This window comes from Pseudomonas sp. Mb7 (genome assembly GCF_054790525.1).
In genome coordinates this window covers 4,554,982-4,576,913 of record NZ_CP186501.1, presented here as the reverse complement: position 1 = coordinate 4,576,913, position 21,932 = coordinate 4,554,982, and the positions used below count along the sequence as shown (strand labels likewise).

26 protein-coding genes are annotated in these 21,932 nt (G+C 59.6%); 9 read left to right on the top strand and 17 right to left on the bottom strand.

The features are described 5' to 3' along the window. Positions 1 to 15 precede the first annotated feature (15 nt). From ACOYXH_RS20560 to ACOYXH_RS20510, 11 genes are all read right to left on the bottom strand, one after another. A complete protein-coding gene (locus ACOYXH_RS20560) occupies positions 16 to 507 on the bottom strand; it encodes a DUF2878 domain-containing protein (protein ID WP_095050611.1) in 492 nt (163 codons plus the stop codon). Then, on the bottom strand, positions 500 to 1,765 hold the full coding sequence (locus ACOYXH_RS20555) for an SAM-dependent methyltransferase (protein ID WP_093441411.1): 1,266 nt from the start codon (positions 1,763 to 1,765) through the stop codon (positions 500 to 502). Before ACOYXH_RS20555 ends, ACOYXH_RS20560 begins: the two co-directional genes overlap by 8 nt. Further along, on the bottom strand, positions 1,752 to 2,567 hold the full coding sequence (locus ACOYXH_RS20550; RefSeq protein ID WP_095125790.1) for a DUF1365 domain-containing protein: 816 nt from the start codon (positions 2,565 to 2,567) through the stop codon (positions 1,752 to 1,754). Before ACOYXH_RS20550 ends, ACOYXH_RS20555 begins: the two co-directional genes overlap by 14 nt. Beyond that, positions 2,564 to 3,811, bottom strand: coding sequence for an NAD(P)/FAD-dependent oxidoreductase (locus ACOYXH_RS20545; protein WP_095050613.1), 1,248 nt, complete (start codon positions 3,809 to 3,811; stop codon positions 2,564 to 2,566). The genes ACOYXH_RS20550 and ACOYXH_RS20545 overlap by 4 nt, the downstream gene beginning before the upstream one ends. After that, on the bottom strand, positions 3,808 to 4,590 hold the full coding sequence (locus ACOYXH_RS20540; protein WP_093441397.1) for an SDR family NAD(P)-dependent oxidoreductase: 783 nt from the start codon (positions 4,588 to 4,590) through the stop codon (positions 3,808 to 3,810). Before ACOYXH_RS20540 ends, ACOYXH_RS20545 begins: the two co-directional genes overlap by 4 nt. After that, positions 4,587 to 5,009, bottom strand: a complete 423-nt coding sequence (locus tag ACOYXH_RS20535; protein WP_258708813.1) for a nuclear transport factor 2 family protein — start codon at positions 5,007 to 5,009, stop codon at positions 4,587 to 4,589. The genes ACOYXH_RS20540 and ACOYXH_RS20535 overlap by 4 nt, the downstream gene beginning before the upstream one ends. Continuing rightward, positions 5,002 to 6,447: a deoxyribodipyrimidine photo-lyase gene (phrB, locus tag ACOYXH_RS20530; protein WP_177409287.1), complete on the bottom strand. Its 1,446-nt coding sequence runs from the start codon at positions 6,445 to 6,447 to the stop codon at positions 5,002 to 5,004. The genes ACOYXH_RS20535 and phrB overlap by 8 nt, the downstream gene beginning before the upstream one ends. Before the next feature lie 20 nt (positions 6,448 to 6,467). After that, positions 6,468 to 7,409, bottom strand: coding sequence for a MerR family transcriptional regulator (locus ACOYXH_RS20525; protein ID WP_095050616.1), 942 nt, complete (start codon positions 7,407 to 7,409; stop codon positions 6,468 to 6,470). After that, positions 7,409 to 8,371, bottom strand: a complete 963-nt coding sequence (locus ACOYXH_RS20520) for a YbgA family protein (RefSeq protein WP_095050617.1) — start codon at positions 8,369 to 8,371, stop codon at positions 7,409 to 7,411. The genes ACOYXH_RS20525 and ACOYXH_RS20520 overlap by 1 nt, the downstream gene beginning before the upstream one ends. A gap of 219 nt (positions 8,372 to 8,590) precedes the next feature. After that, positions 8,591 to 8,806, bottom strand: coding sequence for a TIGR02450 family Trp-rich protein (locus ACOYXH_RS20515; RefSeq protein WP_093441373.1), 216 nt, complete (start codon positions 8,804 to 8,806; stop codon positions 8,591 to 8,593). Next, positions 8,803 to 9,789 carry an NAD(P)/FAD-dependent oxidoreductase gene (locus ACOYXH_RS20510; protein ID WP_095050619.1) on the bottom strand — a complete coding sequence of 329 codons (987 nt, stop codon included), beginning with the start codon at positions 9,787 to 9,789 and terminating at the stop codon, positions 8,803 to 8,805. The genes ACOYXH_RS20515 and ACOYXH_RS20510 overlap by 4 nt, the downstream gene beginning before the upstream one ends. A gap of 197 nt (positions 9,790 to 9,986) precedes the next feature. Between ACOYXH_RS20510 and ACOYXH_RS20505 the strand changes: the two genes are divergently transcribed. Both ACOYXH_RS20505 and hemH read left to right on the top strand, forming a co-directional pair. After that, positions 9,987 to 10,889 carry a TIGR01777 family oxidoreductase gene (locus ACOYXH_RS20505; RefSeq protein WP_095125784.1) on the top strand — a complete coding sequence of 301 codons (903 nt, stop codon included), beginning with the start codon at positions 9,987 to 9,989 and terminating at the stop codon, positions 10,887 to 10,889. A gap of 13 nt (positions 10,890 to 10,902) precedes the next feature. Then, positions 10,903 to 11,928: a ferrochelatase gene (gene hemH / locus ACOYXH_RS20500; RefSeq protein ID WP_095050621.1), complete on the top strand. Its 1,026-nt coding sequence runs from the start codon at positions 10,903 to 10,905 to the stop codon at positions 11,926 to 11,928. Positions 11,929 to 12,043: 115 nt separating this feature from the next. Here the strand turns inward: hemH and ACOYXH_RS20495 are convergent, their stop codons facing one another. Together ACOYXH_RS20495 and upp are read right to left on the bottom strand one after the other, a co-directional pair. Further along, complete coding sequence (locus tag ACOYXH_RS20495; RefSeq protein WP_103306094.1) at positions 12,044 to 13,318, bottom strand: uracil-xanthine permease family protein; 1,275 nt, start codon at positions 13,316 to 13,318, stop codon at positions 12,044 to 12,046. 2 nt (positions 13,319 to 13,320) lie between these two features. Beyond that, entirely contained in the window at positions 13,321 to 13,959 is a 639-nt protein-coding gene (gene upp / locus ACOYXH_RS20490) for a uracil phosphoribosyltransferase (RefSeq protein WP_007912842.1), read from the bottom strand. A 162-nt stretch (positions 13,960 to 14,121) separates the two neighbouring features. Here upp and ACOYXH_RS20485 point away from each other — a divergent pair, with 162 nt between their 5' ends. The 3 genes from ACOYXH_RS20485 (at position 14,122) to ACOYXH_RS20475 (ending at position 15,672) form a co-directional block, all read left to right on the top strand. Then, positions 14,122 to 14,679 carry a hypoxanthine-guanine phosphoribosyltransferase gene (locus ACOYXH_RS20485; RefSeq protein ID WP_008086142.1) on the top strand — a complete coding sequence of 186 codons (558 nt, stop codon included), beginning with the start codon at positions 14,122 to 14,124 and terminating at the stop codon, positions 14,677 to 14,679. 162 nt (positions 14,680 to 14,841) lie between these two features. Next, positions 14,842 to 15,321 carry a hypothetical protein gene (locus ACOYXH_RS20480; protein ID WP_220556982.1) on the top strand — a complete coding sequence of 160 codons (480 nt, stop codon included), beginning with the start codon at positions 14,842 to 14,844 and terminating at the stop codon, positions 15,319 to 15,321. Between the two features lie 63 nt (positions 15,322 to 15,384). Next, positions 15,385 to 15,672 carry a PA4642 family protein gene (locus ACOYXH_RS20475; RefSeq protein ID WP_095050623.1) on the top strand — a complete coding sequence of 96 codons (288 nt, stop codon included), beginning with the start codon at positions 15,385 to 15,387 and terminating at the stop codon, positions 15,670 to 15,672. 163 nt (positions 15,673 to 15,835) lie between these two features. Here the strand turns inward: ACOYXH_RS20475 and mqo are convergent, their stop codons facing one another. Both mqo and ACOYXH_RS20465 read right to left on the bottom strand, forming a co-directional pair. Beyond that, positions 15,836 to 17,344 (bottom strand): malate dehydrogenase (quinone), encoded by a 1,509-nt coding sequence (gene mqo / locus ACOYXH_RS20470; protein WP_095050624.1) that lies wholly within the window; start codon positions 17,342 to 17,344, stop codon positions 15,836 to 15,838. A gap of 710 nt (positions 17,345 to 18,054) precedes the next feature. After that, positions 18,055 to 18,288, bottom strand: coding sequence for a hypothetical protein (locus tag ACOYXH_RS20465; RefSeq protein WP_007912834.1), 234 nt, complete (start codon positions 18,286 to 18,288; stop codon positions 18,055 to 18,057). Positions 18,289 to 18,492: 204 nt separating this feature from the next. Between ACOYXH_RS20465 and ACOYXH_RS20460 the strand changes: the two genes are divergently transcribed. Beyond that, positions 18,493 to 19,077: a YajG family lipoprotein gene (locus ACOYXH_RS20460; RefSeq protein WP_007912832.1), complete on the top strand. Its 585-nt coding sequence runs from the start codon at positions 18,493 to 18,495 to the stop codon at positions 19,075 to 19,077. Between the two features lie 314 nt (positions 19,078 to 19,391). On the opposite strand, the gene ACOYXH_RS20455 is transcribed toward ACOYXH_RS20460, so the two are convergent. Continuing rightward, positions 19,392 to 19,598: a hypothetical protein gene (locus ACOYXH_RS20455; protein WP_095050666.1), complete on the bottom strand. Its 207-nt coding sequence runs from the start codon at positions 19,596 to 19,598 to the stop codon at positions 19,392 to 19,394. A gap of 193 nt (positions 19,599 to 19,791) precedes the next feature. On the opposite strand from ACOYXH_RS20455, the gene ACOYXH_RS20450 reads away from it, so the two are divergent. Next, positions 19,792 to 20,070, top strand: coding sequence for a hypothetical protein (locus tag ACOYXH_RS20450; protein WP_093441332.1), 279 nt, complete (start codon positions 19,792 to 19,794; stop codon positions 20,068 to 20,070). An 88-nt stretch (positions 20,071 to 20,158) separates the two neighbouring features. On the opposite strand, the gene ACOYXH_RS20445 is transcribed toward ACOYXH_RS20450, so the two are convergent. After that, positions 20,159 to 21,322: a 1-acyl-sn-glycerol-3-phosphate acyltransferase gene (locus ACOYXH_RS20445; RefSeq protein WP_176471301.1), complete on the bottom strand. Its 1,164-nt coding sequence runs from the start codon at positions 21,320 to 21,322 to the stop codon at positions 20,159 to 20,161. A 142-nt stretch (positions 21,323 to 21,464) separates the two neighbouring features. Here ACOYXH_RS20445 and ACOYXH_RS20440 point away from each other — a divergent pair, with 142 nt between their 5' ends. After that, positions 21,465 to 21,647, top strand: a complete 183-nt coding sequence (locus tag ACOYXH_RS20440) for a CPXCG motif-containing cysteine-rich protein (RefSeq protein WP_095050626.1) — start codon at positions 21,465 to 21,467, stop codon at positions 21,645 to 21,647. Between the two features lie 9 nt (positions 21,648 to 21,656). Further along, positions 21,657 to 21,917 (top strand): putative signal transducing protein, encoded by a 261-nt coding sequence (locus ACOYXH_RS20435; RefSeq protein WP_007912819.1) that lies wholly within the window; start codon positions 21,657 to 21,659, stop codon positions 21,915 to 21,917. Positions 21,918 to 21,932 lie beyond the last annotated feature (15 nt).

The window sequence follows — 21,932 nt, the reverse complement described above, 5'->3', positions numbered from 1 at the left end:
AGGTCTGACAGACGCTCAGTGCGCCAGCCGCCGAGCCATCGTATGCAGCAACGGAAACAGCAGCGCCCAGAGCAGGCCGATACCGATCAGCGTCGGCAGTTCGCCATAGGGAAATTGCACCCCGGCCAGGCGCCCGCCAGCGTAATACGACAGCGCGCCGCCGACAGCGCCGAGTAAGCTCGCCAGCCACCAGGGCCGCGCGCTCCAAGCCAGGCAATGGCGCAAGGTGGTCGCCAACAACGCCCAGAGCAACATCAGCCACAACGGAATTAGCGGCGACTGATCCTGAAACGCGAACACCCCGGCACCGCGCAACACACTGTCGACAGCGGTGCCGACAATCACCACGCTGAGGATCAAACGCCCCTCAGCCGCCCAACTGCTGACCCAGCACAGATGGATCACCAGCACCGCCAGCGCGACCAGCAACCACAGGCTGTTGCCGCCGAGCACGCAAGTCAGCCAGCCGATCTGGAACAGTACGGCATTGGCGACACGCTCAAGCATCGAAGCGTCCGAGCAGCGGCGCAGTCATTGCGGCGGGTTTGGCCAGTAGCAACTGCGCGGTGCCGATGGTGCGTTCGAGGAAACCGCCCTCGCAGTAACACAGGTAAAACTCCCACAGCCGCAGGAAATAATCGTCATAGCCCAGTTCGCTCAAGCGGCCATGGGCGCGGCGGAAGTTCTCGTGCCACAGGCGCAGGGTGCGGGCGTAGTGCAGGCCGAAATCTTCCATGTGCAGCAGGTTCATGTCGGTGTCGCGGCCGACCACTTCGAGCATTTTCTGCACGCAAGGCAGGGCGCCGCCGGGGAAGATGTAGCGCTGGATGAAATCGACGCCGCGCTTGGCCTGTTCGTAACGCTGCTCGCGGATGGTGATCGCCTGGATCAACATCAGGCCGTTGCTCTTGAGCAACTGCGCGCACTGTTTGAAGTAGGTCGGCAGGAAGCGGTGGCCGACGGCTTCGATCATCTCGATCGACACCAGTTTGTCGTATTCGCCGGTCAGGTCGCGGTAGTCCTTGAGCAACAGCGTGACGCGATCCTGCAAACCCAGTTGTTCGATGCGTTGCGCGGTAAACGCGTACTGCTCTTTCGACAGGGTCGTGGTGGTCACGCGGCAGCCATAATGTTGCGCGGCATACAGCGCCATGCTGCCCCAGCCGGTGCCGATCTCCAGCAAATGGTCGCTGGGTTGCAGCGCGAGCTTCTGACAGATCCGCTCCAGTTTGTTCAGTTGTGCCTGTTCGAGGCTGTCTTCCGGGGTCAGGAATTGCGCTGCGGAATACATCATGGTCGGGTCGAGAAACTGCTCGAACAGATCGTTGCCAAGGTCGTAGTGCGCGGCGATGTTCTTCTGCGAACCCTTGCGCGTGTTGCGGTTGAGCCAGTGCAGACCTTGCACCAACGGCCGGCTGAGACGGGCCAGACCGCCCTCCATGGCATCGAGCACGTCGAGGTTGCTGACGAACACGCGGACCACGGCCGTCAGATCCGGCGAACTCCAGTAGCCGTGGATAAAGGCCTCGCCGGCGCCAATCGAACCGTTCCCGGCAACCATGCCCCAGACGGCCGGATCGAGCACATGGATTTCCCCGAGCAAAGCACTGCCCGGGGTACCGAACATCAGGCGTTCGCCGTCCTCGACCACCAACAGTTGCCCGTTTTTCAACTGAGCCAATTGGCGCAGCACGCCACGGCGCAGCAGCGACCCGGTCAAACCGTTGGTGCTGAGCCGACTGACCGACAGACTAGAGGATTTCATGGCGGTGCTCCTTGGGAGGCACAGTGGCTGTTTGAAAACTGCCGTCGGCAGTCTGATGAGCAAAAATCGGTGCGCGTTTGAGCAGCAGTCGCAGCGCTTGCCAGTAAATGGCCAGGGCGGTTTTCGCGGTCATCCACGGAAAGCGCCGCAGGTAACGATGCAGGCTGCGCCGGTCGAGGCTTTCGCGTTGCAGATTGAGCGTCGCGTCAAACAGTTTGTGCTCGCCCTGCCAGTCAGCCATGTGCACGCCGAGTTTTTGCGCGGCGGGGCTGAAGCTCATGCGGTATTCGAGATCGCGCGGCAGAAACGGCGAAACGTGAAAGGCTTTGGCCACGGCAAAGTGCTGATGGAAATCCTGCAGATTGACCGGCGGGCGCGCCGGCAACACATAGTGATAGCGCTCGCCCCACGGCGTGTTGGTGACTTCACAGACGATCGCCGCCAGTTGCCCGTCCGCCTCATGGCAGTAAAAGAAACTCACCGGGTTGAACGACAGCCCCCAACTGCGCGCCTGGGTCAGCAGGCAGATCGAGCCTTGCGGTTCGTGGCCGATGGCGATGCCGACCTGCTGGCGTACGGCATCGATCAGGCGTATGCCACGGCCGGTAAAGGTCTTCAGGTAGTCAGTCTCGCGAAATGAAAACGGCGCAAAGCGACTGCGTCCGGCCAGCGGCGACAGTGCAAGCACGGCGTCCTGTTCGCTGAGATCGAGGTAGAGCAAGCCGATCCGGTAACGGAATTCATGGCGGCGCGGCGAAAAACGCCGATGGCCGATCCAGCCGCTATACAGGGCGCTGTTCATAAGCTTTCCCCGAACGCGGCGGCCACGCGCAAGGCGCTGACGACACCGTCCTCATGGAAACCGTTGGCCCAATAGGCGCCGCAATAATGTGTGTGTTGCGCGCCATCCAGCTCGCCCCACCGCTGCTGCGCGGCCACGGCCGCGAGGCTGAACTGCGGGTGGGCGTAGGTGTAGCGGGCAAGCACTTTGTCGGGGCTGATGCCGGCACTCTGATTGAGGCTGACGCAGAACGTGGTGTCGCTCTGAATGCCCTGCAGAATGTTCATGTCGTAGGTGACGGCGGCGTGAGTATGGCCAGCGCCGCTGAGTCGATAGTTCCAGCTGGCCCAGGCAAGTTTGCGCGTTGGCAGCAAACGCGTGTCGGTGTGCAGCACTACTTCGTTGTCGGCATAGGGCAGGGCACCGAGGATCGCGCGTTCGGCTTCGCTGGGCACCGCCAGCAGTTTCAGCGCCTGGTCACTGTGACAGGCGAACACCACCCGATCAAAATGCTCGAGGCCTGCCGGGCTGTGGATAACTACGCCATGCACATCGCGATCGACCCGGGTGACCGGACAATTGAGCCGAATCCTGTCCTTGAACGCGGCCGTCAGTGGCGCGATGTAAGCGCTCGAGCCGCCTTCGATGACTTGCCATTGCGGCCGATCACTGACTGACAACAGCCCGTGATTCTTGAAGAACCGCACAAAAAACTGCAGGGGGAAGTTGAGCATTTCCGCCATCGGCATCGACCAGATCGCCGAACCCATCGGCACGATGTAATGCAGGATGAAACGTTCGCCGTAGCCGCCGGCCTTGAGGTATTCGTCGAGGGTGGTGTCGGCGGCAATGCGCAGTTCGACGAGGTCACGCTGGGCTTCTTTATTGAAGCGCAGGATGTCGCGCAACATGCCCCAGAACCCCGGCGACAACAGATTGCTGCGCTGGGCGAAGAGGCTGTTGAGGTTGTTGCCGTTGTATTCCAGGCCGGTGTCCGGGTCGGTTACCGAAAAACTCATTTCGGTCGGTTTGAACGCCACGCCAAGCTGGCCTAGGAGGCGGATAAAGTTCGGGTAGGTCCAGTCATTGAACACGATGAAGCCGGTGTCCACGGCGTAGGGCTGCCCTGCGACGGTGACGTCTACCGTGTGCGTGTGGCCACCGACCCAGTCGCCCGCCTCGAACACCGTCACTTCATGGCGGCGATTGAGCAGGTAAGCGCAGGTAAGCCCGGCGATGCCGCTGCCGACGATGGCAATTTTCATGTCGGATCCGTCAGCGGAGGCGACTTGCGCACCATGCGCTTGCCGATGGCCAGTTGCACGCGTGCCGGCAGTTTCGACAGCGGCCACAGCGCGGCCATGAACAGCGCCGGGAAGGCGATTTCCAATGGCCGATCTTTGAGCTTGGCGAAGATGTGCCGCGCGGCTTTATCCACAGGCCAGCTCAACGGCATGGGGAAATCGTTTTTCGCGGTCAGCGGTGTTTCCACAAAACCGGGGCTGACCACGGTGACTTCAATGCCTTCGTCGGCCAGATCGATGCGCAGCGATTCGAACAGGTAACGCAATCCGGCCTTCGAGGCGCCGTAGGCTTCGGCCCGTGGCAGCGGCAGGTAGGTGACCGAACTGGCCACGCCGATCAGATGCGGCGCGGTGCCTTTGCGCAGCAGCGGCAGCGCGGCCTCGATGCAGTAGCTGCTGGCGAGCAGGTTGGTGCGCACCACATGCTCGATGATCGAGGCGTCGAACTGCTTGGCATCGACGTACTCGCAGGTGCCGGCGTTGAGAATCACCGAATCCAGCGAACCCCAATCCGTGGCGATCTGCTCGCCGATTTCGCGAACCGTCTGGCTGTTGGTCAGGTCCCCCGGCACCACCAGAACTTGCCCCGGATAGCGTTGCGACAAGACCTTGAGCGGTGCGATCTGACGGGAACTGACCGCCAGGTGCGCACCGGTTTTCAGGATCTCTTCAGCCAGCGCCGCGCCGATGCCACTGCTGGCCCCGGTCAACCAATAGCGCCGTGGAGGTGTACGACTCATCCCATTCTCCTTTTCAGCCAGGCGATGACCCGGCCCAATACTGGCAAGTGTTCATACAGCAGCGCCCCGGCATCGAAATAATCCCGATGGCGATAAACCTTGTCGTGCCACAGCAGATGCGAGCAGCCGCTGACACGAATCACACGGCCACCCGCTAGGCGCGGATGGCGATAACTCATGACCCAACGCAGGTAGCCTTCGCAGTCGCCGATCTGGTCGAAACCATGAAAATCGAAACGCAGTTCGCTGACGTTGGCGTACAGCTCGCCGAAGTAGTCGCGCAATTGCGCCAACCCTTGCACCTCGTGCAGTGGGTCGGTGAAGTCAATGTCATCGCTGTACAGCTCGCCGAGGTTTTGCAGGTTGTCTTTGTTCAACGCTGAAAATTGCCGGGCGAAGCGGCGCAGGAATTCACTCATCATCGCCTCCGGAAGACGTACGCGAAGGCAGGTTCTTGAAGGCGGCCAATGCGCGCTGGCGCGAAGTGCTGAGGTTGACGATCGGCGACGGGTAGTCCGCCACGCCGAACAAACCACCGACGTCGGCCGGGTTGTGCACTTCTTTCTTGTTGAGAGCCGCCAGTTCCGGTAGCCAGTGCTTGATGAACAGGCCTTCGCTGTCGAACTTTTCCGACTGGCTCAACGGATTGAAGATGCGGAAGTACGGAGCCGAATCGGTGCCCGTCGACGAGCTCCATTGCCAGCCGCCGTTGTTCGCCGCCAAGTCGCCATCAATCAGGTGACGCATGAAAAAACGCTCGCCTTCGCGCCAGTCGATCAGCAGGTTTTTGGTCAGGAACATCGCCACGATCATGCGCAGGCGATTGTGCATCCAGCCGGTTTCGAGCAATTGGCGCATGGCCGCGTCGATAATCGGCAGACCGGTGCGCGCCTCTTGCCACGCGGCGAGATCGTCCGGTGCATCACGCCAGGCCAGCGCTTCGGTTTCCGGGCGAAACGCGCGGTGCCGCGAGACCCGTGGATAGCCGACCAGAATGTGCTTGTAGAATTCGCGCCACAGCAGCTCGTTGATCCAGGTAACCGCACCGACCTTGCCGCTCTCGAACTCGCCCTGATTGCTTTGCAGGGCGGCGTGCAGGCATTGGCGCGGCGAAATCACCCCGGCAGCGAGGTATGCCGAGAGCTGACTGGTGCCGGGCTTGGCCGGGAAGTCGCGTTCGCTTTGGTAGTAGTCGATCTGCGCGTCGGTGAAGGTGTCGAGACGGCGCCGGGCTTCCTGTTCGCCGGCCGGCCACAGATCGCGCAGGGTTTGGCTCGGTGTGGCGAAGCCTTTGACGGAGTCGGGAATCAGGTCGCTGTCGATGGCAAGTTTTGCCTGTTTGCCTGGTGCCTTGACCAACGCAGGCATCGAGCGGTGCAAGCGTTCATAACAGACTTTGCGGAACTGGCTGAACACCTTGAAGTAACTCTCGGTCTTGGTCAGCACGCTGCCGGGTTTGAACAGCAACTGATCAAGGTAGCTGTGAAACGTGATGCCCTCGGCCTTCAGCATGTCCGCCACCGCTGCATCGCGACGGCTTTCATGGACGCCATATTCTTCGTTGACGTGGACGGCTTCAATCTTCAGTTGCCGACAGAGCTTGAGCAGTTCCGCTGGGGCTTGATCCCAATGCGCGGCAGTACGGATCAGCAACGGAATATTCAACGCGGCGAGGCTTTTGCTCAGCTCATCGAGGTTGCGCAACCAGAAGTCGACCTTGCACGGCGCATCGTCATGTTCCAGCCACTGCTGCGGACTCAACAGGTACACGGCGACTGTCGGGCCGCGCGCTGCGGCGGCCGCGAGGGCGGTGTTGTCATGTTGGCGCAAGTCGCTGCGCAGCCAGATCAATTGCATGTCGGCACTCACGGCGTCCATTAAATCAGCCCGCGCTGAACGAGTTCCTGGTGCGCAAGAAGCGCGTCTTCCGCCAGGAACACATCAGCCATCTCGGAGGTTTTTACGGACAACTCGGCGTGGTGGATGCATACCGTTGGTCCGACCAGCATTTTTGGGCAACTGACTCCGTTCAACAGCTTGGGCAACTGCGCAAGGTTCATGGCTTTGCTGGAATACAGCAGTACGCCACGGGCCTGCAGGTGTTCGACCGCCAGCGCCAGTTCGGTGGCCGGCAGCGGCCAGTCAAACACTTGCACCGGACAATCGGCGCTGCTGATCAGCCACGCGCACAGCCACAGATGAGGTTCCAGTGGCAGGTCGGAGTGATTGATCAACAACAGCGGGGCGCCATGTAGCTGACGATTGTTATGGTAGATGCGTGTGCCGAATTTGCTGCGTAGCCACGAATAAAAGAACACCCGCTCCATCTGCGCGCCGAACTGGCCTTGCCAGCGCTGCTCCAGTTCCGCCAGCAGCGGCATCAGCAATTGCTCGCACAGCGTGCGTGGCGGGTAGAGCGCCATGGCCTGATTGACGCTGTCGTCGAGGCTGCGTTCATTGAGCTGCGTGACGGCCGCCAGCAATGTCTGGCGCAAATGCTGCCAGTCGTTTTCCACCGATTCGCTGAACGCCTGTGGTGCGTCGAGCAGCGGCTTGACCTGACTGACGGCAACACCACGATTAAGCCAGGTGAGGATGGTCAGGATTTGCTGCACATGTTCGGCCGAATATAGTCGGTGGCCCTTGGGCGTGCGTTGTGGCACGACCAACCCGTAGCGGCGCTCCCACGCGCGCAGGGTGATCGCGTTGACGCCGGTCTGCCGCGCGACTTCGCGAATCGGTAGCCAGCCCTCGTCGAGGGCTTTCTTAAAATCCGCGCCAAGGTCTTCCTGGGCGCTGGTATCCATTTTGTCGTTCATTAGATTGCGTTTCGCAGGCTGAGGTTTTCCGGGTGCGGTTGCAGGTAAACCTGTTGCGCAATGTAGGAATCCGGATGGAGGCGAAAGTGATGCTTGAGCAACGTCAACGGCACCACCAGCGGCACGATGCCCTGGCGGTATTGGCCGATGACGTGTTGCATTTCCTGTTTGTCTTCGGCGCTGATCGCCTGCTTCAGATAACCGCTGATGTGCAGCAGGACATTGCTGTGAGTGCCGCGCGTGGCACATTTCTTCAGGGCGGCCATCAGTTCGCTGAAATAGCGCGGGCCGAGTTCGGCGGGATCGGTGTCGGCCATATTGCCCAACAACTTACCCAGCGTTTTGTATTGCAGTGGGTTGTGCGCCATCAGCAAGTATTTGTAGCGCGAATGGAATTCGGTGAGGGCGCGACGGCTCAGGCCATTGGCGAGGACCTGTTGCCATTCGCTGTAGGCGAACACACGGGTGATGAAGTTCTCACGCAGTACCGGATCGTTGAGGCGCCCGGCTTCTTCCACGGGCAGATCCGGGTGCTGTGCGCAGAACGCCTGGGCGTAAATCCCGCGCCCGCCGCCGTTCACCGGGGCGCCATTGGCGTGGTAGACCTTGACCCGTTCGAGGCCGCAGGACGGCGACTGCTGCATGAAGATGTAGCCGCAGATGTCATTCAGCTCGGCGGCCATTTTTGTGCCGTACTCGGCCAATGGCTGAGTGACGTTGATCGACGGGTTTACCGTGCCGACCGCTTGCGGATGCTCGGCCTCGCCGACAAGGCGGATCGGCTCGCGCGGGATGCCCATACCGATCGCGACTTCCGGACACACCGGGACGAAATCGAAATGTTCGGTGAGGGTGCGGCTGCACAGGCGGGATTCCTTGTGTCCACCGTTGTAGCGCACCTCGGCGCCCAGCAGGCAGGCGCTGATGGCGATTTTGGGTTTGGCTGCGCAAGAGTCAGACATGGGCACCTCGAATCCATACCTGTACAGAGGTTGATCTCTGTACAACTTTGCTCAGCATAGATTCATGGGTGTACAAGTCAAATGGTTTGTATAACTTTTTCGGTTGAGCGCGGTTCATTGTGGGAGCGAGCTTGCTCGCGAATACGGATTAACATTCAACAAATTCATTGATTGACACACCGTTTTCGCGAGCAAGCTCGCTCCCACAGGGGACGGTATTTACTTCCAGCCCTGCAGCCATTCAGCGTTGTTTTGTAGTGTCTGCCAATCGAGTCGCTCCGCACGCTGGGTCAACACCGCCTGCAACTCAACTTCCAGCACCGTGCCTTCCTCGTCGCGAAACAGCTCGGTCACCAGAAAGTGTTTTTCACGATTCTGCGGGTGGGCTGCTGTCCATTTCGACAGCAGCAATTTACGCGGATTGATGCGGTTCATTGCAGGTGTTCGTGCAAGCGTCGCGCAGCTTCCTGGCCACTGAGCCAAGCGCCTTCGACGCGCCCGGACAGGCACCAGTCGCCGCAAGCATACAAACCCAGATCGGCATCGGCCAGGGTCCCCCATTCGTGGCCCGTCGCCGGACGTGCGTAGAGCCAGCGGTGGGCGAGGCTGAAGGTTGGCGCGGGCATGGCGCTGTGCAGCAATTCGGCAAAAGCACCGTGCAGTTGCTCGATCACAGCTTCCTTGGACAGATCGATGTGCTGCCGGCTCCACGCGCTGCTCGCATGCAGCACCCAGGTGTCGAGGCTGTTGTCACGTCCGGGCTTGCTGCGGTTGCGTGCCAGCCAGTCGAGCGGACTGTCCTGCACGAAGCAGCCTTCAATGGGCGTATCCAGCGGTGTGTCGAAGGCGAGGGCGACAGCCCAGGTCGGGTCCATTTTCACCCCGGCGGCGGCCCCGGCAAGTTTCGGGGCTGCGGCCAGCAAGGCTGTCGCTTGAGGGGCCGGCGTGGCGATCACCACGTGGCTGAACGGGCCATGGGTGAAGCCTTCGGCGTCCTGCAGATGCCAGTGTTCTTCACCGCGAAAGACCTCGGTGATGCGGCAGGCAAAGTGCACTTCCAAGCCATCGAGCAGTCCACGAGTGATGGCGCTCATGCGTGGCGTCCCGACCCAGCGCGTCTGCTCGTCCGGCGACAGATTCAGTTGCCCGCCCTGATACGTGTAGAGCTGCGGTGTCCACTCGGCGACCCAGCCCAGGCTTTGCCAACGCTGCACTTCGGTGACGAAGCGCCGATCACGCGCGGTGAAATATTGCGCGCCCATGTCCAGCGAGCCAGCGTCGCTGCGCTTGCTCGACATGCGCCCGCCGCTGCCGCGACTTTTATCGAACAATTGCACGGTATGCCCGGTCTCTGTCAGAGCCTGGGCGGCGGAAAGTCCGGCGATGCCGGTGCCGATGATTGCGATAGGTACAGTCATAGGGGCCTCGTTTACCTTTCTGTACAGACTACGCCGTGGATGAAACCTGTACAATTTTGTTTTTTGGTATAACTTCTAGCGTTCTCGATCTGACAGCTTGGCCTATGGTTAAACAATAGAGCCTGCCCGATAGAAAAGATCCCTGCTTTTAAAAATAGACTAGTGATCCGGGTTAAACGCCACGCGAGGAAGATGTCATGCACATATTGCTGACCGGCGGTACTGGTTTGATCGGACGTGCGCTCTGCCGATACTGGTTGGAGCAGGGGCATCGCTTGACGGTGTGGAGCCGCAAACCGGAGAAAGTCGCGAAAATCTGTGGTGCGCAGGTGCGGGGTATTGCGCGTCTGGAAGACCTTGGCGAAGAGCCTGTGGACGCGATCATCAATCTTGCCGGTGCGCCGATTGCCGATCGGCCGTGGACCCATCGACGCAAAGCGTTGCTGTGGAGCAGCCGTATCACGCTCACGGAAACCCTGTTGACCTGGCTCGACACGCGCGCGCAGAAACCAGCGTTGCTGATCTCCGGATCAGCCATTGGCTGGTATGGCGATGGCGGTGAGCGCGAATTGACTGAAGATTCGCCGCCGGTGATCGACGACTTCGCCAGTCAGTTGTGTATTGCCTGGGAGGAAACCGCACAGCGTGCCGAGACACAAGGCATTCGCGTGGTGCTGGTGCGAACGGGTCTGGTGCTGTCGGCCGAGGGCGGCTTTTTGTCGCGCTTGCTGTTGCCGTTCAAACTCGGGCTCGGCGGGCCTTTGGGCAATGGCCGGCAGTGGATGCCGTGGATTCATATCAACGATCAAATCGCCCTGATTGATTTTCTTCTGCATCGTGATCAGGCCAGTGGTCCTTATAATGCGTGCGCGCCGAAACCTGTGCGCAATCGCGAATTTGCCAAGACACTGGGCAGCGTGTTGCACCGCCCGGCGTTCATGCCGATGCCGACCCTGGCGCTGAAGGTCGGCCTCGGTGAGATGTCATTGCTGTTGCTCGGCGGCCAGAAGGCAATGCCGGCACGCTTGCTGGAAGCGGGTTTCACTTTCCAGTTCACGGATTTACGCGCGGCCCTGGACGATCTTTCCAGCCGCCTCTGAAATAGGACGTTGCATGACCGATCACGCCTTGCTTCTGGTCAACCTGGGTTCCCCGGCCTCAACCTCAGTGGCCGATGTGCGCCGCTACCTCAATCAATTCCTGATGGACCCGTACGTGATCGACCTGCCGTGGCCGGTGCGGCGTTTGCTGGTGTCGCTGATCCTGATCAAGCGCCCGGAGCAGTCGGCCCACGCCTATGCGTCGATCTGGTGGGACGAAGGTTCACCGCTGGTGGTGCTCAGCCGGCGCCTGCAAGAGCAGATGAAGGCGCAATGGAAGCAGGGGCCAGTGGAGCTGGCGATGCGTTATGGTGAGCCGTCGATTGAAACCTGCCTGCTGAAACTGGTGGCGGCGGGGCACAAGCGCATCACGCTGGCACCGCTGTATCCACAGTTCGCCGACAGCACCACGACCACAGTGATCGAAGAAGCCAAGCGGGTGATCCGCGAAAAGAAACTCGACGTGCAACTGTCGGTGCTGCAGCCGTTCTACGATCAGCCGGAATACCTGGATGCGCTGGTCGAAAGCGCCCGGCCGCATCTGCAGCAGGATTACGATCACTTGCTGCTGAGCTTCCACGGTCTGCCTGAGCGGCACCTGACCAAACTCGATCCGACCGGCAATCATTGCTTCAAGAATGAAGACTGCTGCAAGAACGCCTCGCCTGCGGTATTGGCGACCTGTTATCGCGCGCAATGCCTGCGTACTGCGGCGTTGTTCGCTGAGCGCATGGGCCTGCCGGATGGCAAATGGTCGGTATCGTTTCAGTCGCGTCTGGGCCGGGCCAAGTGGATCGAACCCTACACCGAGGCACGGCTGGATGAGCTGGCGAAAAGCGGCGTGAAGAAAATACTGGTGATGTGCCCGGCGTTTGTCGCCGATTGCATCGAGACGCTGGAAGAGATTGGTGATCGCGGCAAGGAACAGTTCCGCGAAGCGGGGGGCGAAGAGTTGGTGCTGGTGCCGTGCCTGAATGACGACCGGCAATGGGCTAAGGCGTTGGCAACCCTCTGCGAAAGAGCGCCGCTGGCCCTGTGATGATCGTTCCCACGCTCTGCGTGGGAATGCAGCCCGTGACGCTCCGCGTCACTGGACGCAGAGCGTCCCTAGAGGCATTCCCACGCAGAGCGTGGGAACGATCAGATCTAAAGGCTTAGATCAGCGGCTCATCCGCCTTCTTGTTCTTCCAGCCATCATTGCCCGGCAGAATCAGGTTCAGCGCAATCGCCACCACCGCGCACAACGCGATGCCTTTGAGGCCGAAGTCGTCTGGACCGGTGCCGGTGCCGACCAGCACACCGCCAATGCCGAACACCAGCGTCACCGACACGATCACCAGATTGCGCGCCTCGCCCAGATCGATCTTGTGACGGATCAGGGTGTTCATCCCCACCGCCGCGATCGAGCCGAACAGCAAGCACAGAATCCCGCCCATCACCGGCACCGGAATGCTCTGCAGCAGCGCGCCGAACTTGCCAATGAACGCCAGGCTGATAGCGAAGATCGCCGCCCAGGTCATGATTTTCGGGTTGTAGTTCTTGGTCAGCATCACTGCGCCAGTCACTTCCGCGTAGGTGGTGTTTGGCGGGCCGCCGAACAGACCGGCGGCGGTGGTGGCAATGCCGTCACCGAGCAGGGTGCGATGCAGGCCGGGCTTCTTCAGATAGTCGCGACCGGTCACGCTACCGACGGCAATCACGCCACCGATGTGTTCAATGGCCGGAGCCAATGCCACTGGAACGATAAACAGAATCGCCTGCCAGTTGAATTCCGGCGCGGTGAAGTGCGGGATCGCAAACCATGGCGCTGCGGCAATCTTCGCGGTATCAACGACACCGAAATAGAACGCCATACCAAAACCGACCAGCACGCCGGAAATGATCGGCACCAGACGGAAAATGCCTTTACCGAACACAGCGACGATCAGCGTGGTGAGCAGCGCCGGCATCGAGATCATCATTGCGGTCTGGTAGTGGATCAGTTCCGAACCGTCGCCAGCCTTGCCCATCGCCATGTTCGCGGCAATCGGCGCCATGGCCAGGCCGATGGAAATGATCACTGGACCAATCACCACCGGTGGCAGCAAGCGGTCGATAAATCCGGTGCCTTTGATCTTCACGGCAAGACCGAGGAAGGTGTAGACGAAACCGGCTGCCATCACACCGCCCATGGTCGCAGCAAGGCCGAACTGGCCCTTGGCGAGAATGATCGGGGTGATGAAAGCGAAGCTCGACGCTAGAAACACCGGCACCTGACGCCCGGTGACGATCTGGAACAGGATCGTCCCCAGACCCGCGGTAAACAGTGCCACGTTCGGGTCCAGGCCCGTGATCAGCGGCATCAGCACCAGGGCGCCGAAAGCCACGAACAGCATCTGGGCGCCGGACAACACCGTACGCCAGAGCGGATCGTTGAACTCTTGCTGCATGGTCACGCGTCCTTCTGCTTGGTGCCGAAGATCTTGTCACCGGCGTCGCCAAGTCCTGGGATGATGTAACCGTGCTCGTTCAAGCGCTCATCGATGGACGCGGTGTAGATGGTCACGTCCGGGTGAGCCTTTTCTACAGCGGCAATACCTTCCGGCGCGGCCACCAGCACCATGGCGCGGATGTCTTTGCAGCCGGCTTTCTTCAACAGATCAATGGTCGCAACCATCGAGCTGCCGGTAGCGAGCATCGGGTCGATGATCATCGCCAACCGTTCGTCGATTTCCGGAACCAGTTTTTCCAGATAAGTGTGCGCTTGCAGGGTTTCTTCGTTGCGGGCAACGCCCACAGCGGAAACCTTGGCACCCGGGATCAGGCTCAGCACGCCTTCGAGCATGCCGATGCCGGCGCGCAGGATCGGCACGACGGTGATCTTTTTGCCGGCGATCTTCTCGACCGACACGGTGCCGCACCAGCCTGCAATATCGTAGGACTCCAGCGGCAAATCTTTTGTAGCTTCATAGGTCAACAGGGCGCCGACTTCCTGAGCGAGCTCACGGAAGTTCTTGGTGCTGATATCGGCGCGGCGCATCAGGCCGAGTTTATGACGGATCAGCGGATGGCGGATCTCGAGGATGGGCATGGAAAAACTCCGGCGGCGGGCAAAAAAACCGGCCTAGATTAATCTATCCGAGGGTGATGTCCTATAGGACATTCTGTACGTTAGTCCATAAAGGCTTGATTCGGCCTCAATGGATGCGTACCTTTGCCCGCTTTTCCGAAAACATCCCCCCTGGAGAGCGCCATGTCCGCTGATCTCGAGCATATCCGTCAAATCATGCGAGAGGCTGACTGCCTGTACACCGAAGCTGAAGTCGAGGCCGCCATCGCCCGCGTCGGTGCACAAATCAACGAACAACTGGCTGACAGCAATCCGGTAGTGTTCTGCGTGATGAACGGCGGGCTGATTTTCTCCGGCAAACTGCTGACGCATCTGCAGTTCCCGCTGGAAGCCTCCTACCTGCACGCGACCCGTTATCGCAACGAAACCAGCGGCGGCGACCTGTTCTGGAAAGCCAAGCCGGAAGTTTCGTTCATCGACCGCGACGTGCTGATCATCGACGACATCCTCGATGAAGGTCACACCCTCGGCGCGATCATCGACTTCTGCAAACACGCCGGTGCGCGCAAAGTGCACACCGCCGTTCTGATCGACAAGGATCACGACCGCAAGGCGCGTCCAGACCTGAAAGCCGATTTCGTCGGCCTGCCGTGCATCGACCGCTACATCTTCGGTTACGGCATGGACTACAAAGGCTACTGGCGCAACGCCAACGGGATCTTTGCCGTTAAAGGCATGTAAGAACCCAGCACTACCCCCTGTAGGAGTGAGCCTGCTCGCGATAGCGTCGTATCAGCCAACATCAACGTTGCTGACAGACCGCTATCGCGAGCAGGCTCACTCCTACATTTGTTTGCACGATACCCATGCTAGAGTGCTCGGCCCCGCCTTCCGGAGCCTGTCATGCGCCTCTTGATCCGCAGCCTCGCCGCGTTTTCCTTGATCTTCTGCCTGCCTCTTTCCGCCGCGCCGATGCACAGTCAATTCCTGCCGCCGGACGATCTGACCGTGCGCGATGCCGAGCCCGAGCAGCAGCAATTGCTGCAGGTCACTGATTATTCCGTGGTCGTCGGCGCGCAACGCCAGTCCAATCAACAACCGATTCCGGTCACGTCTCCATTGATGATTCGCCTCAAGGGCAAATCCCTCAACAAAGGCGCGACCATTACTCAGGTGTTGGTCAATTTCGACGGTGAAAGCAAAAGCCTGAAAAAGCCGGTTTATGACGACAAGAGCAAAACCCTCACACTGTTTTATCCACAGGCCCAATACCGCGTGATCATCGATCTGCTGCGCAACGACACTGTGTATGTGCAGTTCCTCAGTTACGCCAATGGCCATATCTGGGCCGATTTGCACACCGGGGCGGTGCGATCGCGTTGAGCCGGGCGGCCGGGCAGGGGTAAACTGCCCGCCCCGTGTAATGTCTGCGAGCTGGAGTCGGCAATGCGTAAAGATAAAAAACAAGTGATTGGTGACGAGATCGGCGATGAGCAGATCAAGCTGTTCCTCGATTTTGAGCCGGTCGACGCCACTTCGCCGTCGCTGCACAAACTGATCAAGGCTTACCGTGGCCTGCGCATTGATGATTTCGAGCGGTTTCTGACGTTCTTCGTTGCCGCCGGTTATGACGTGGATGGCAAGGACGAGCACGGTCAGACGTTCGTTGCTCAGATCAAGGATCAGCGCAACGCGGCCGAGTACATCGGGCTGATCGACAAGGCCCGCAGCTAAGATCAAAAGATCGCAGCCTGCGGCAACTCCTACAGAGAGTTTGTGTTTACCCTGTAGGAGCTGCCGAAGGCTCGGGCCGCGATCGGACGATCTTTTGCTTTTCAAGGCCATAAAAAAACGCCCCGCACTCACTGAGTACGGGGCGTTTTTTTATGCGGCAAGATCAAGCGTAGCTTGGGGTTTCGCTGCTTTCTTCAACCAGTTCCAGCGCGATGTTGTTCTGCGTGTTGATCTTGCGATACAGCGCAGCATCAGTTTCCAGGACCTTTTCACGGGCCGGGAAGATCTCCGCCAGTTTGCCAGCCCACTCACCCTTGGCCTTGGCCGGGAAGCACTTCTCGATCAGTTCCAGCATGATCGAAACGGTCACCGACGCGCCTGGCGAAGCGCCGAGCAGGGCGGCGAGGGAGCCGTCCTTGGCCGACACCAGTTCGGTACCGAACTGCAGGATGCCGCCCTTTTTCGGGTCTTTCTTGATGATCTGTACCCGTTGGCCGGCCACTTCCAGGCGCCAGTCTTCGGCTTTCGCCTCAGGGTAGAAGCGGCGCAGGGAATCCAGACGCTGCTCCATCGATTGCATCACTTCGCTGACCAGGTACTTGGTCAGGTCCATGTTGTTTTTCGCCACGGCCAGCATCGGCCCGATGTTGCCGGCGCGAACCGACAACGGCAGGTCCATGAAGGAGCCGTGCTTGAGGAACTTGGTGGTGAAACCGGCGTATGGCCCGAACAGCAGGGATTTCTTGCCGTCGACCACGCGGGTGTCCAGGTGCGGCACCGACATCGGTGGCGAACCCACCGCGGCCTGGCTGTACACCTTGGCCTGGTGATGCTTGACCACTTCCGGGTTGTCGCAACGCAGCCACTGGCCGCTGATCGGGAAGCCGCCGAAGCCTTTGCTTTCTTCGATGCCCGAGGCCTGCAGCAACGGCAGCGCCGCGCCGCCCGCACCGAGGAAAACGAACTTGGCGTCGACTTCACGGCTGCTGCCGCTGTTGACGTCCTTGATGCTGACGGTCCAGCCAGCGCCGTTACGCTTGAGGCCGGTAACGCGCTTGCAGTATTTGACTTGAGTGTCGGGAGCGCTGGTCAGGTGCTTGAGCAACTGATTGGTCAGGGCGCCGAAGTTGACGTCGGTACCGTTCATCACGCGAGTGGCAGCGAGGACTTCGTCCGGCGAGCGGCCCGGCATCATCAGCGGCATCCACTCGGCCATCTTGGCCTTGTCCTCGGTGTACTCCATGTCGGAGAAGGCGTGATGCTTGTGCAGGACGTCGAAACGTTCCTTGAGGAAGGAAACGCCTTTGTCGCCCTGAACGAAACTCAGGTGCGGCACCGGGCTGATAAAGGATTTGCACGAGCCGAACGTGCCTTTCTTGGTCAGGTACGACCAGAACTGCTTCGACACCTCAAACTGGGTGTTGATGTGCACGGCTTTCTTGATGTCGACGGTGCCATCGGCGGCTTGCGGCGTGTAGTTCAGCTCGCAAAGGCCAGCGTGACCGGTGCCGGCGTTGTTCCATGGGTTGGAACTCTCGGCAGCACCGGAATCCATCAGCTCGACGACTTCCAGCTTGATCGCGGGGTCGAGCTCTTTGAGCAGCACGGCCAGGGTGGCACTCATGATGCCCGCCCCAACCAGAACTACGTCGACTGCTTCGTTATGCGCCATTTAACGCGTCTCCAAAATCTGCAGCACCAAATTGTCGGCATGGCTGCCAGGCGTTCCGGGACAGGTCAGTGATGTCCAGGCTATCCATGGTCAGGTTCGCCATGTCCGAATCTTCGCAATTTTTCGCAACTTCGACGGATGTATGCGGCTTGGCTTTCAAGAGCTACATGAACTCATTTCAGCACGCAGCTGGCAATTCGACTTATGGTCGAGACATCCGTTTTTGTGCAACCAAATCCGTAGCGGACAGGCTTCAGGCTCCGATATTCGAGGTATACCCGGTCCTGTGTCGTTGGGCTGTTTCAGACGCTAATGGTGCATGTTCAGACGCAAAACTTTTCATTTGCTCGCCACACTCTTGTGAAGTTGTGAAAACCCGTTTTTTTCACGCTCTTTTGAAGACGTGAACCTCAAAAAAGGGCTGTCCAGGCCTGGCACCTTGCCCGCAAAGGCAAAACAACGCGGTGGCCGAGCGTCATGACAGCTCTGCAGATTCGCGAAAAGCGGGGTTTTTGCCGGAAGAACAGGCAAGCGCGCCAACTTCACTCGATCTGTGTGGGCGGCTCTCTGTGGGCGATTTTGGGTGTCGATGCATGCGCATTGACGCTGTTGCGGGGCCCGATCAGGAGACGTCCTTATAATCGGGGGGAGATTGTATCGAAGAAATGCGGGCAGTTGCTCGTGTTTAATGACTTTTATTAGGCATCCGGTCAGATGCTCAACATCGCTTGCACCCGTGCACGGGGCTGCGACGCTATGACGCGGGCGCTGGCGGGCAGTGGCTGGTGCAACCAGTTGAGGCGGATTTCTTCGATTTCCACCCAACCGTCGCCCATCGGCTGCAGGCTGCACTGCTTGAATGCCTGGCAATGGCCATTGCGGTCGAGCAGGGCGAAGCTGCGGTGCAACGGGCGTGGCGCGAACAACGAGATCAGATAACGCATGATTGAGTACCTTGTGGGGGACTGATTGCAAGGTTGCCAAGGCGCCGTGACGTGAACGTGTATGCCGGGTGAATAATCTGTGACAGGAACCGCTTTCCCACGGGTTTGTCAGACATTTCAGTATTCGCTGCCGGGCGCTGGTTACCCGCAGTGGCCCACCGCTATACTGCCGGCCTGTTTGTGCCTGATTCTGGAGAGAAGAGCATGTTGCAACGCCTGTTGTTCGGTTTGATCACTGTGGCCGGTTTGACCCTGGCCGGCTGCGCCCACAGCCCGCAACAACTGAGCCCGGAGCCGAAGCTGACCACTCAGCTGCCAGCGGTCGGCCGTGGCCAGCCAGTCGTCGTGCGTGTGGTTGACGGTCGTCCGTCGCCAACTTTGGGCACCCGTGGCGGCCTGTACCCGGAAACCAGCGCCATCACCGTGCAGCGCGAGCAGATCCTGCCGAAGTTGCAGGCTCAGGCTGAAGCTGCCGTGCGCTTGTTGGGTTTCACCCCGACCAACAACGCGCCAAACGCTCCGCAATTGACCGTGACCCTGGCCGAGCTGAAGTATCAGTCGCCGAAAGAAGGTATGTACGTGACCGAAGCGACCATTGGCGCAACCTTCCGCTCCGATGTGCAGAACGCCAACCGCCGTTATAGCGGCCGTTACGGTGCCTCGCTGGACCAGCGTTTCGGCATGGCGCCAAACCAGGAAACCAACACCAAACTGGTCAGCGATGTCTTGAGCGATGCGCTGACGCGTCTGTTCAAGGACCCGACGGTGGGTCAGGTTCTGGCTGAGTAAGTTTTCGGCGGATGTGAAAAAGCCCGGGGCCAGTGATGGTTTCGGGCTTTTTTGTGGGTGTCAGGTTTGGGATTTGTATCGTATGGGAGATCGATCCCCCTCACCCCAGCCCTCTCCCCCAAGGGGGCGAGGGGGAAAGGGAGCCGATCTGTGTTGTGCCTGCGATCTGCATTCATCTCGGAGTTTCAGGTCGATTTGCGTTGTTCTTGAGATCTACATTCACCTCGGACTTTCAGGTCGATGTACCTCGACAAAACACCTCGGTCAGTCCCCTCTCCCTCCGGGAGAGGGCTAGGGTGAGGGTGCTTTTGCTTTTAGGCAGCCTGGGAATAAAAGTCGAGCACGCTAACACCCGTCAACAAATCCGTCTCCGGCAAATCCGCATGCTGATGCCCGCCCAGCGCGCAATACACCAGCCAATGGCGATCCTGGACATTGAAGGCGAGGCTGCCGACAAGGCTTTGTTGCTCGTCGTAAGGGCTAATGAGGTACAGACGATCCTGGTTTTCAGCGTGAAGCATGTCGCGTTCCATGTGCGTTTCGAGGCGCGCATCTTGGTGTATCCACATGACGATGCCGTGACACAGGACAGCCATCGGTCGATTGTCAGGTTATTTGTCGCAAAGACTGGGGGTGAACCGGCAGGTTTGGTTAGAATCCGCGCCGCAGTCGTCGATCTGGCGTCTGCCACACCGGTTCAGATAGAGGTCTGTGATGTCGCTGCACTTGATGACGCTGTTTACCGCCCATCCCGCCAAGTTGATCAACTTGCTCGCGTTGTTGTTGGCGTTTCCGGGGAGTTGGCTGCTGCACGCCACTCGTCGCCGTGAACAACGTGCGATGGCCAGCATTGCCGCTCAGCGCCAGGCGCAACCGAATGCCGAACCAATCCTTGATTGGGCGACCTTGCGCATGAACCGGTTTTTCTATCGTTTTGGTTTTGCTTGCCTCGGGCTGGCCCTGATCGTCTCCTGGATCAGCACGCGCTATTAAAAGCAAAAGATCGCCGCCTTCGGCAGCTCCTACACGAATCCCCTGTAGGAGCTGCCGCAGGCGGCGATCTTTTGATCTTGCCGTTGCTTTACAACGGCAACCCAGCCTTGACCCGGTATTGATTACGCACCGGCGTCGCATATTGCAGCACCAGATACGGACGATGCTCCTCAGGGCACGCATCCAAGCGTTCCTGCCACTCTTGCTGCGCCTTGGCCAGCTCATCCGCCGGGAACACCTCGGCAGCTTTCGGCACATTCAACTGCGGATCGGCATCGGCCCACTGGGCGTACGCCAGGTAGTGCACCGGGAACAACCGGTAGCCACCGAGAATTTGTTTGTCCATCTCGATCGCCAATTGCTTGGTGTCTTCGAACAGCTCGGTAATCGGCGCGGCAAAGTTCACGTGCACCCGGCCCTTGTAGCCAGTGATGCCTTTGGCGATGCTCACGTCATCTTCGCCCGGCGCTTTCGCGTAAGTGCCGGTGGTGGCGCGGATGTACAACTCGCGAGCCTTGGCCTGGTCGCACGGGTCATATTCGTAGCTGATCGACACCGGGGTGACGTTCAGCGAGCGGATGACTTCGCCGAACGGTTCGTCCTTGCGGCTCATGTGGAACATCTTGAGGATCGCTGACTCGGTGCGGTCGTCGCCGTCCTTCGCCCGACCTTCGGCCTGAGCGATCCAGATCGACGCACAATCGTTACGGATCGAGTGGTTGATGTACGCCGACAACAGTTGATACGCGGCCATTTTCTCGCGACGGCCGGTGATCGAACGATGAACGATAAAGCTCTTGTTCAGGCGCATCAGGTCGCTGACAAACGGCTTCTGCAGCAGGTTGTCGCCAATCGCGATGCGTGGCGTCGGCAGGCCGGCGTGGTACACGGCGTAGTTGACGAAGGCCGGGTCCATGACGATATCGCGGTGGTTGGCGATGAACAGATAGGCACTGCCGGACTTGAATTGCTCGACACCGGTGTAGGTCACGCCGTCGGTGGCGCGCTCGATGGTGTGGTCGACGTAGGACTCGACCTTGTCCTGCAACGTCGCCACCGAGGTCACGTCGGCGAACTCACGACGCAGCCGATGGGCTATAAGTGGTTTGAGCATCCAGCCGAAGGCACCGGCAAAACGCGGGAAGCGGAAGTGGGTGAGGATATCTAGAAACGCCTTGTCGCCGAGCAGTCTTGCCAGTACCACAGGTACTTCGCTGTCGTCGTAAGGTCGGATGGCATCGAATTCGCCCATCATGCTCTCTTGTTGGAAACGGCTAGGGTAAGTAAAGGTTTTGATCGAAAACCCGCGGGGCACGGTCTGAAAAAGTAGCCAGACAAAAATAGCCCTGCAAATAGACCGGCGATTATACGCACAAGTCACTTGGGAGACCGCGATGCTGGAAACCGCTGAATACGAATGTCCTTATTGTGGGGAGCTTGTTGAGACGTCGGTGGACTTGTCCGCCGGCGATCAGACCTATATCGAGGACTGTCAGGTGTGTTGTCGGCCAATAACGTTCGTATTGCAGGTCCATGGAGAGGACTGGTTTCTGGAAGTTTTCAGTGAGAACGAATAAGGGGCGCCCATGCAGCGAATCTACGAGCCGGAAAATCTGATGGAAGGTGAAATGCTCAAGGGCATGCTCGCCAGCGAAGGCATCGAGGCGCATTTGATTGGCCGCGATTTGCTCGGTGGAACGGGCGAGCTGCCGATCTTCGGTCTGTTGGGCTTATCTGTGGATAACGATCAGGCCGAATACGCCCGTGAGCTGATCACCGCGTACAATGCCGCGCTGCCGCTGCCCGGCGATGAACCGGAGAGCTTCCCCGGGACGCTGGTCTGTTAGGCTGAGCTTCGTATT

Bases quoted from the DNA above. Each gene is read 5' to 3' on its own strand.
- ACOYXH_RS20560 (WP_095050611.1), bottom strand. From the start codon at position 507: ATGCTTGAGCGTGTCGCCAATGCCGTACTGTTCCAGATCGGCTGGCTG.
- ACOYXH_RS20555 (WP_093441411.1), bottom strand. From the start codon at position 1,765: ATGAAATCCTCTAGTCTGTCGGTCAGTCGGCTCAGCACCAACGGTTTG.
- ACOYXH_RS20550 (WP_095125790.1), bottom strand. From the start codon at position 2,567: ATGAACAGCGCCCTGTATAGCGGCTGGATCGGCCATCGGCGTTTTTCG.
- ACOYXH_RS20545 (WP_095050613.1), bottom strand. From the start codon at position 3,811: ATGAAAATTGCCATCGTCGGCAGCGGCATCGCCGGGCTTACCTGCGCT.
- ACOYXH_RS20540 (WP_093441397.1), bottom strand. From the start codon at position 4,590: ATGAGTCGTACACCTCCACGGCGCTATTGGTTGACCGGGGCCAGCAGT.
- ACOYXH_RS20535 (WP_258708813.1), bottom strand. From the start codon at position 5,009: ATGAGTGAATTCCTGCGCCGCTTCGCCCGGCAATTTTCAGCGTTGAAC.
- phrB (WP_177409287.1), bottom strand. From the start codon at position 6,447: ATGCAATTGATCTGGCTGCGCAGCGACTTGCGCCAACATGACAACACC.
- ACOYXH_RS20525 (WP_095050616.1), bottom strand. From the start codon at position 7,409: ATGAACGACAAAATGGATACCAGCGCCCAGGAAGACCTTGGCGCGGAT.
- ACOYXH_RS20520 (WP_095050617.1), bottom strand. From the start codon at position 8,371: ATGTCTGACTCTTGCGCAGCCAAACCCAAAATCGCCATCAGCGCCTGC.
- ACOYXH_RS20515 (WP_093441373.1), bottom strand. From the start codon at position 8,806: ATGAACCGCATCAATCCGCGTAAATTGCTGCTGTCGAAATGGACAGCA.
- ACOYXH_RS20510 (WP_095050619.1), bottom strand. From the start codon at position 9,789: ATGACTGTACCTATCGCAATCATCGGCACCGGCATCGCCGGACTTTCC.
- ACOYXH_RS20505 (WP_095125784.1), top strand. From the start codon at position 9,987: ATGCACATATTGCTGACCGGCGGTACTGGTTTGATCGGACGTGCGCTC.
- hemH (WP_095050621.1), top strand. From the start codon at position 10,903: ATGACCGATCACGCCTTGCTTCTGGTCAACCTGGGTTCCCCGGCCTCA.
- ACOYXH_RS20495 (WP_103306094.1), bottom strand. From the start codon at position 13,318: ATGCAGCAAGAGTTCAACGATCCGCTCTGGCGTACGGTGTTGTCCGGC.
- upp (WP_007912842.1), bottom strand. From the start codon at position 13,959: ATGCCCATCCTCGAGATCCGCCATCCGCTGATCCGTCATAAACTCGGC.
- ACOYXH_RS20485 (WP_008086142.1), top strand. From the start codon at position 14,122: ATGTCCGCTGATCTCGAGCATATCCGTCAAATCATGCGAGAGGCTGAC.
- ACOYXH_RS20480 (WP_220556982.1), top strand. From the start codon at position 14,842: ATGCGCCTCTTGATCCGCAGCCTCGCCGCGTTTTCCTTGATCTTCTGC.
- ACOYXH_RS20475 (WP_095050623.1), top strand. From the start codon at position 15,385: ATGCGTAAAGATAAAAAACAAGTGATTGGTGACGAGATCGGCGATGAG.
- mqo (WP_095050624.1), bottom strand. From the start codon at position 17,344: ATGGCGCATAACGAAGCAGTCGACGTAGTTCTGGTTGGGGCGGGCATC.
- ACOYXH_RS20465 (WP_007912834.1), bottom strand. From the start codon at position 18,288: ATGCGTTATCTGATCTCGTTGTTCGCGCCACGCCCGTTGCACCGCAGC.
- ACOYXH_RS20460 (WP_007912832.1), top strand. From the start codon at position 18,493: ATGTTGCAACGCCTGTTGTTCGGTTTGATCACTGTGGCCGGTTTGACC.
- ACOYXH_RS20455 (WP_095050666.1), bottom strand. From the start codon at position 19,598: ATGCTTCACGCTGAAAACCAGGATCGTCTGTACCTCATTAGCCCTTAC.
- ACOYXH_RS20450 (WP_093441332.1), top strand. From the start codon at position 19,792: ATGTCGCTGCACTTGATGACGCTGTTTACCGCCCATCCCGCCAAGTTG.
- ACOYXH_RS20445 (WP_176471301.1), bottom strand. From the start codon at position 21,322: ATGGGCGAATTCGATGCCATCCGACCTTACGACGACAGCGAAGTACCT.
- ACOYXH_RS20440 (WP_095050626.1), top strand. From the start codon at position 21,465: ATGCTGGAAACCGCTGAATACGAATGTCCTTATTGTGGGGAGCTTGTT.
- ACOYXH_RS20435 (WP_007912819.1), top strand. From the start codon at position 21,657: ATGCAGCGAATCTACGAGCCGGAAAATCTGATGGAAGGTGAAATGCTC.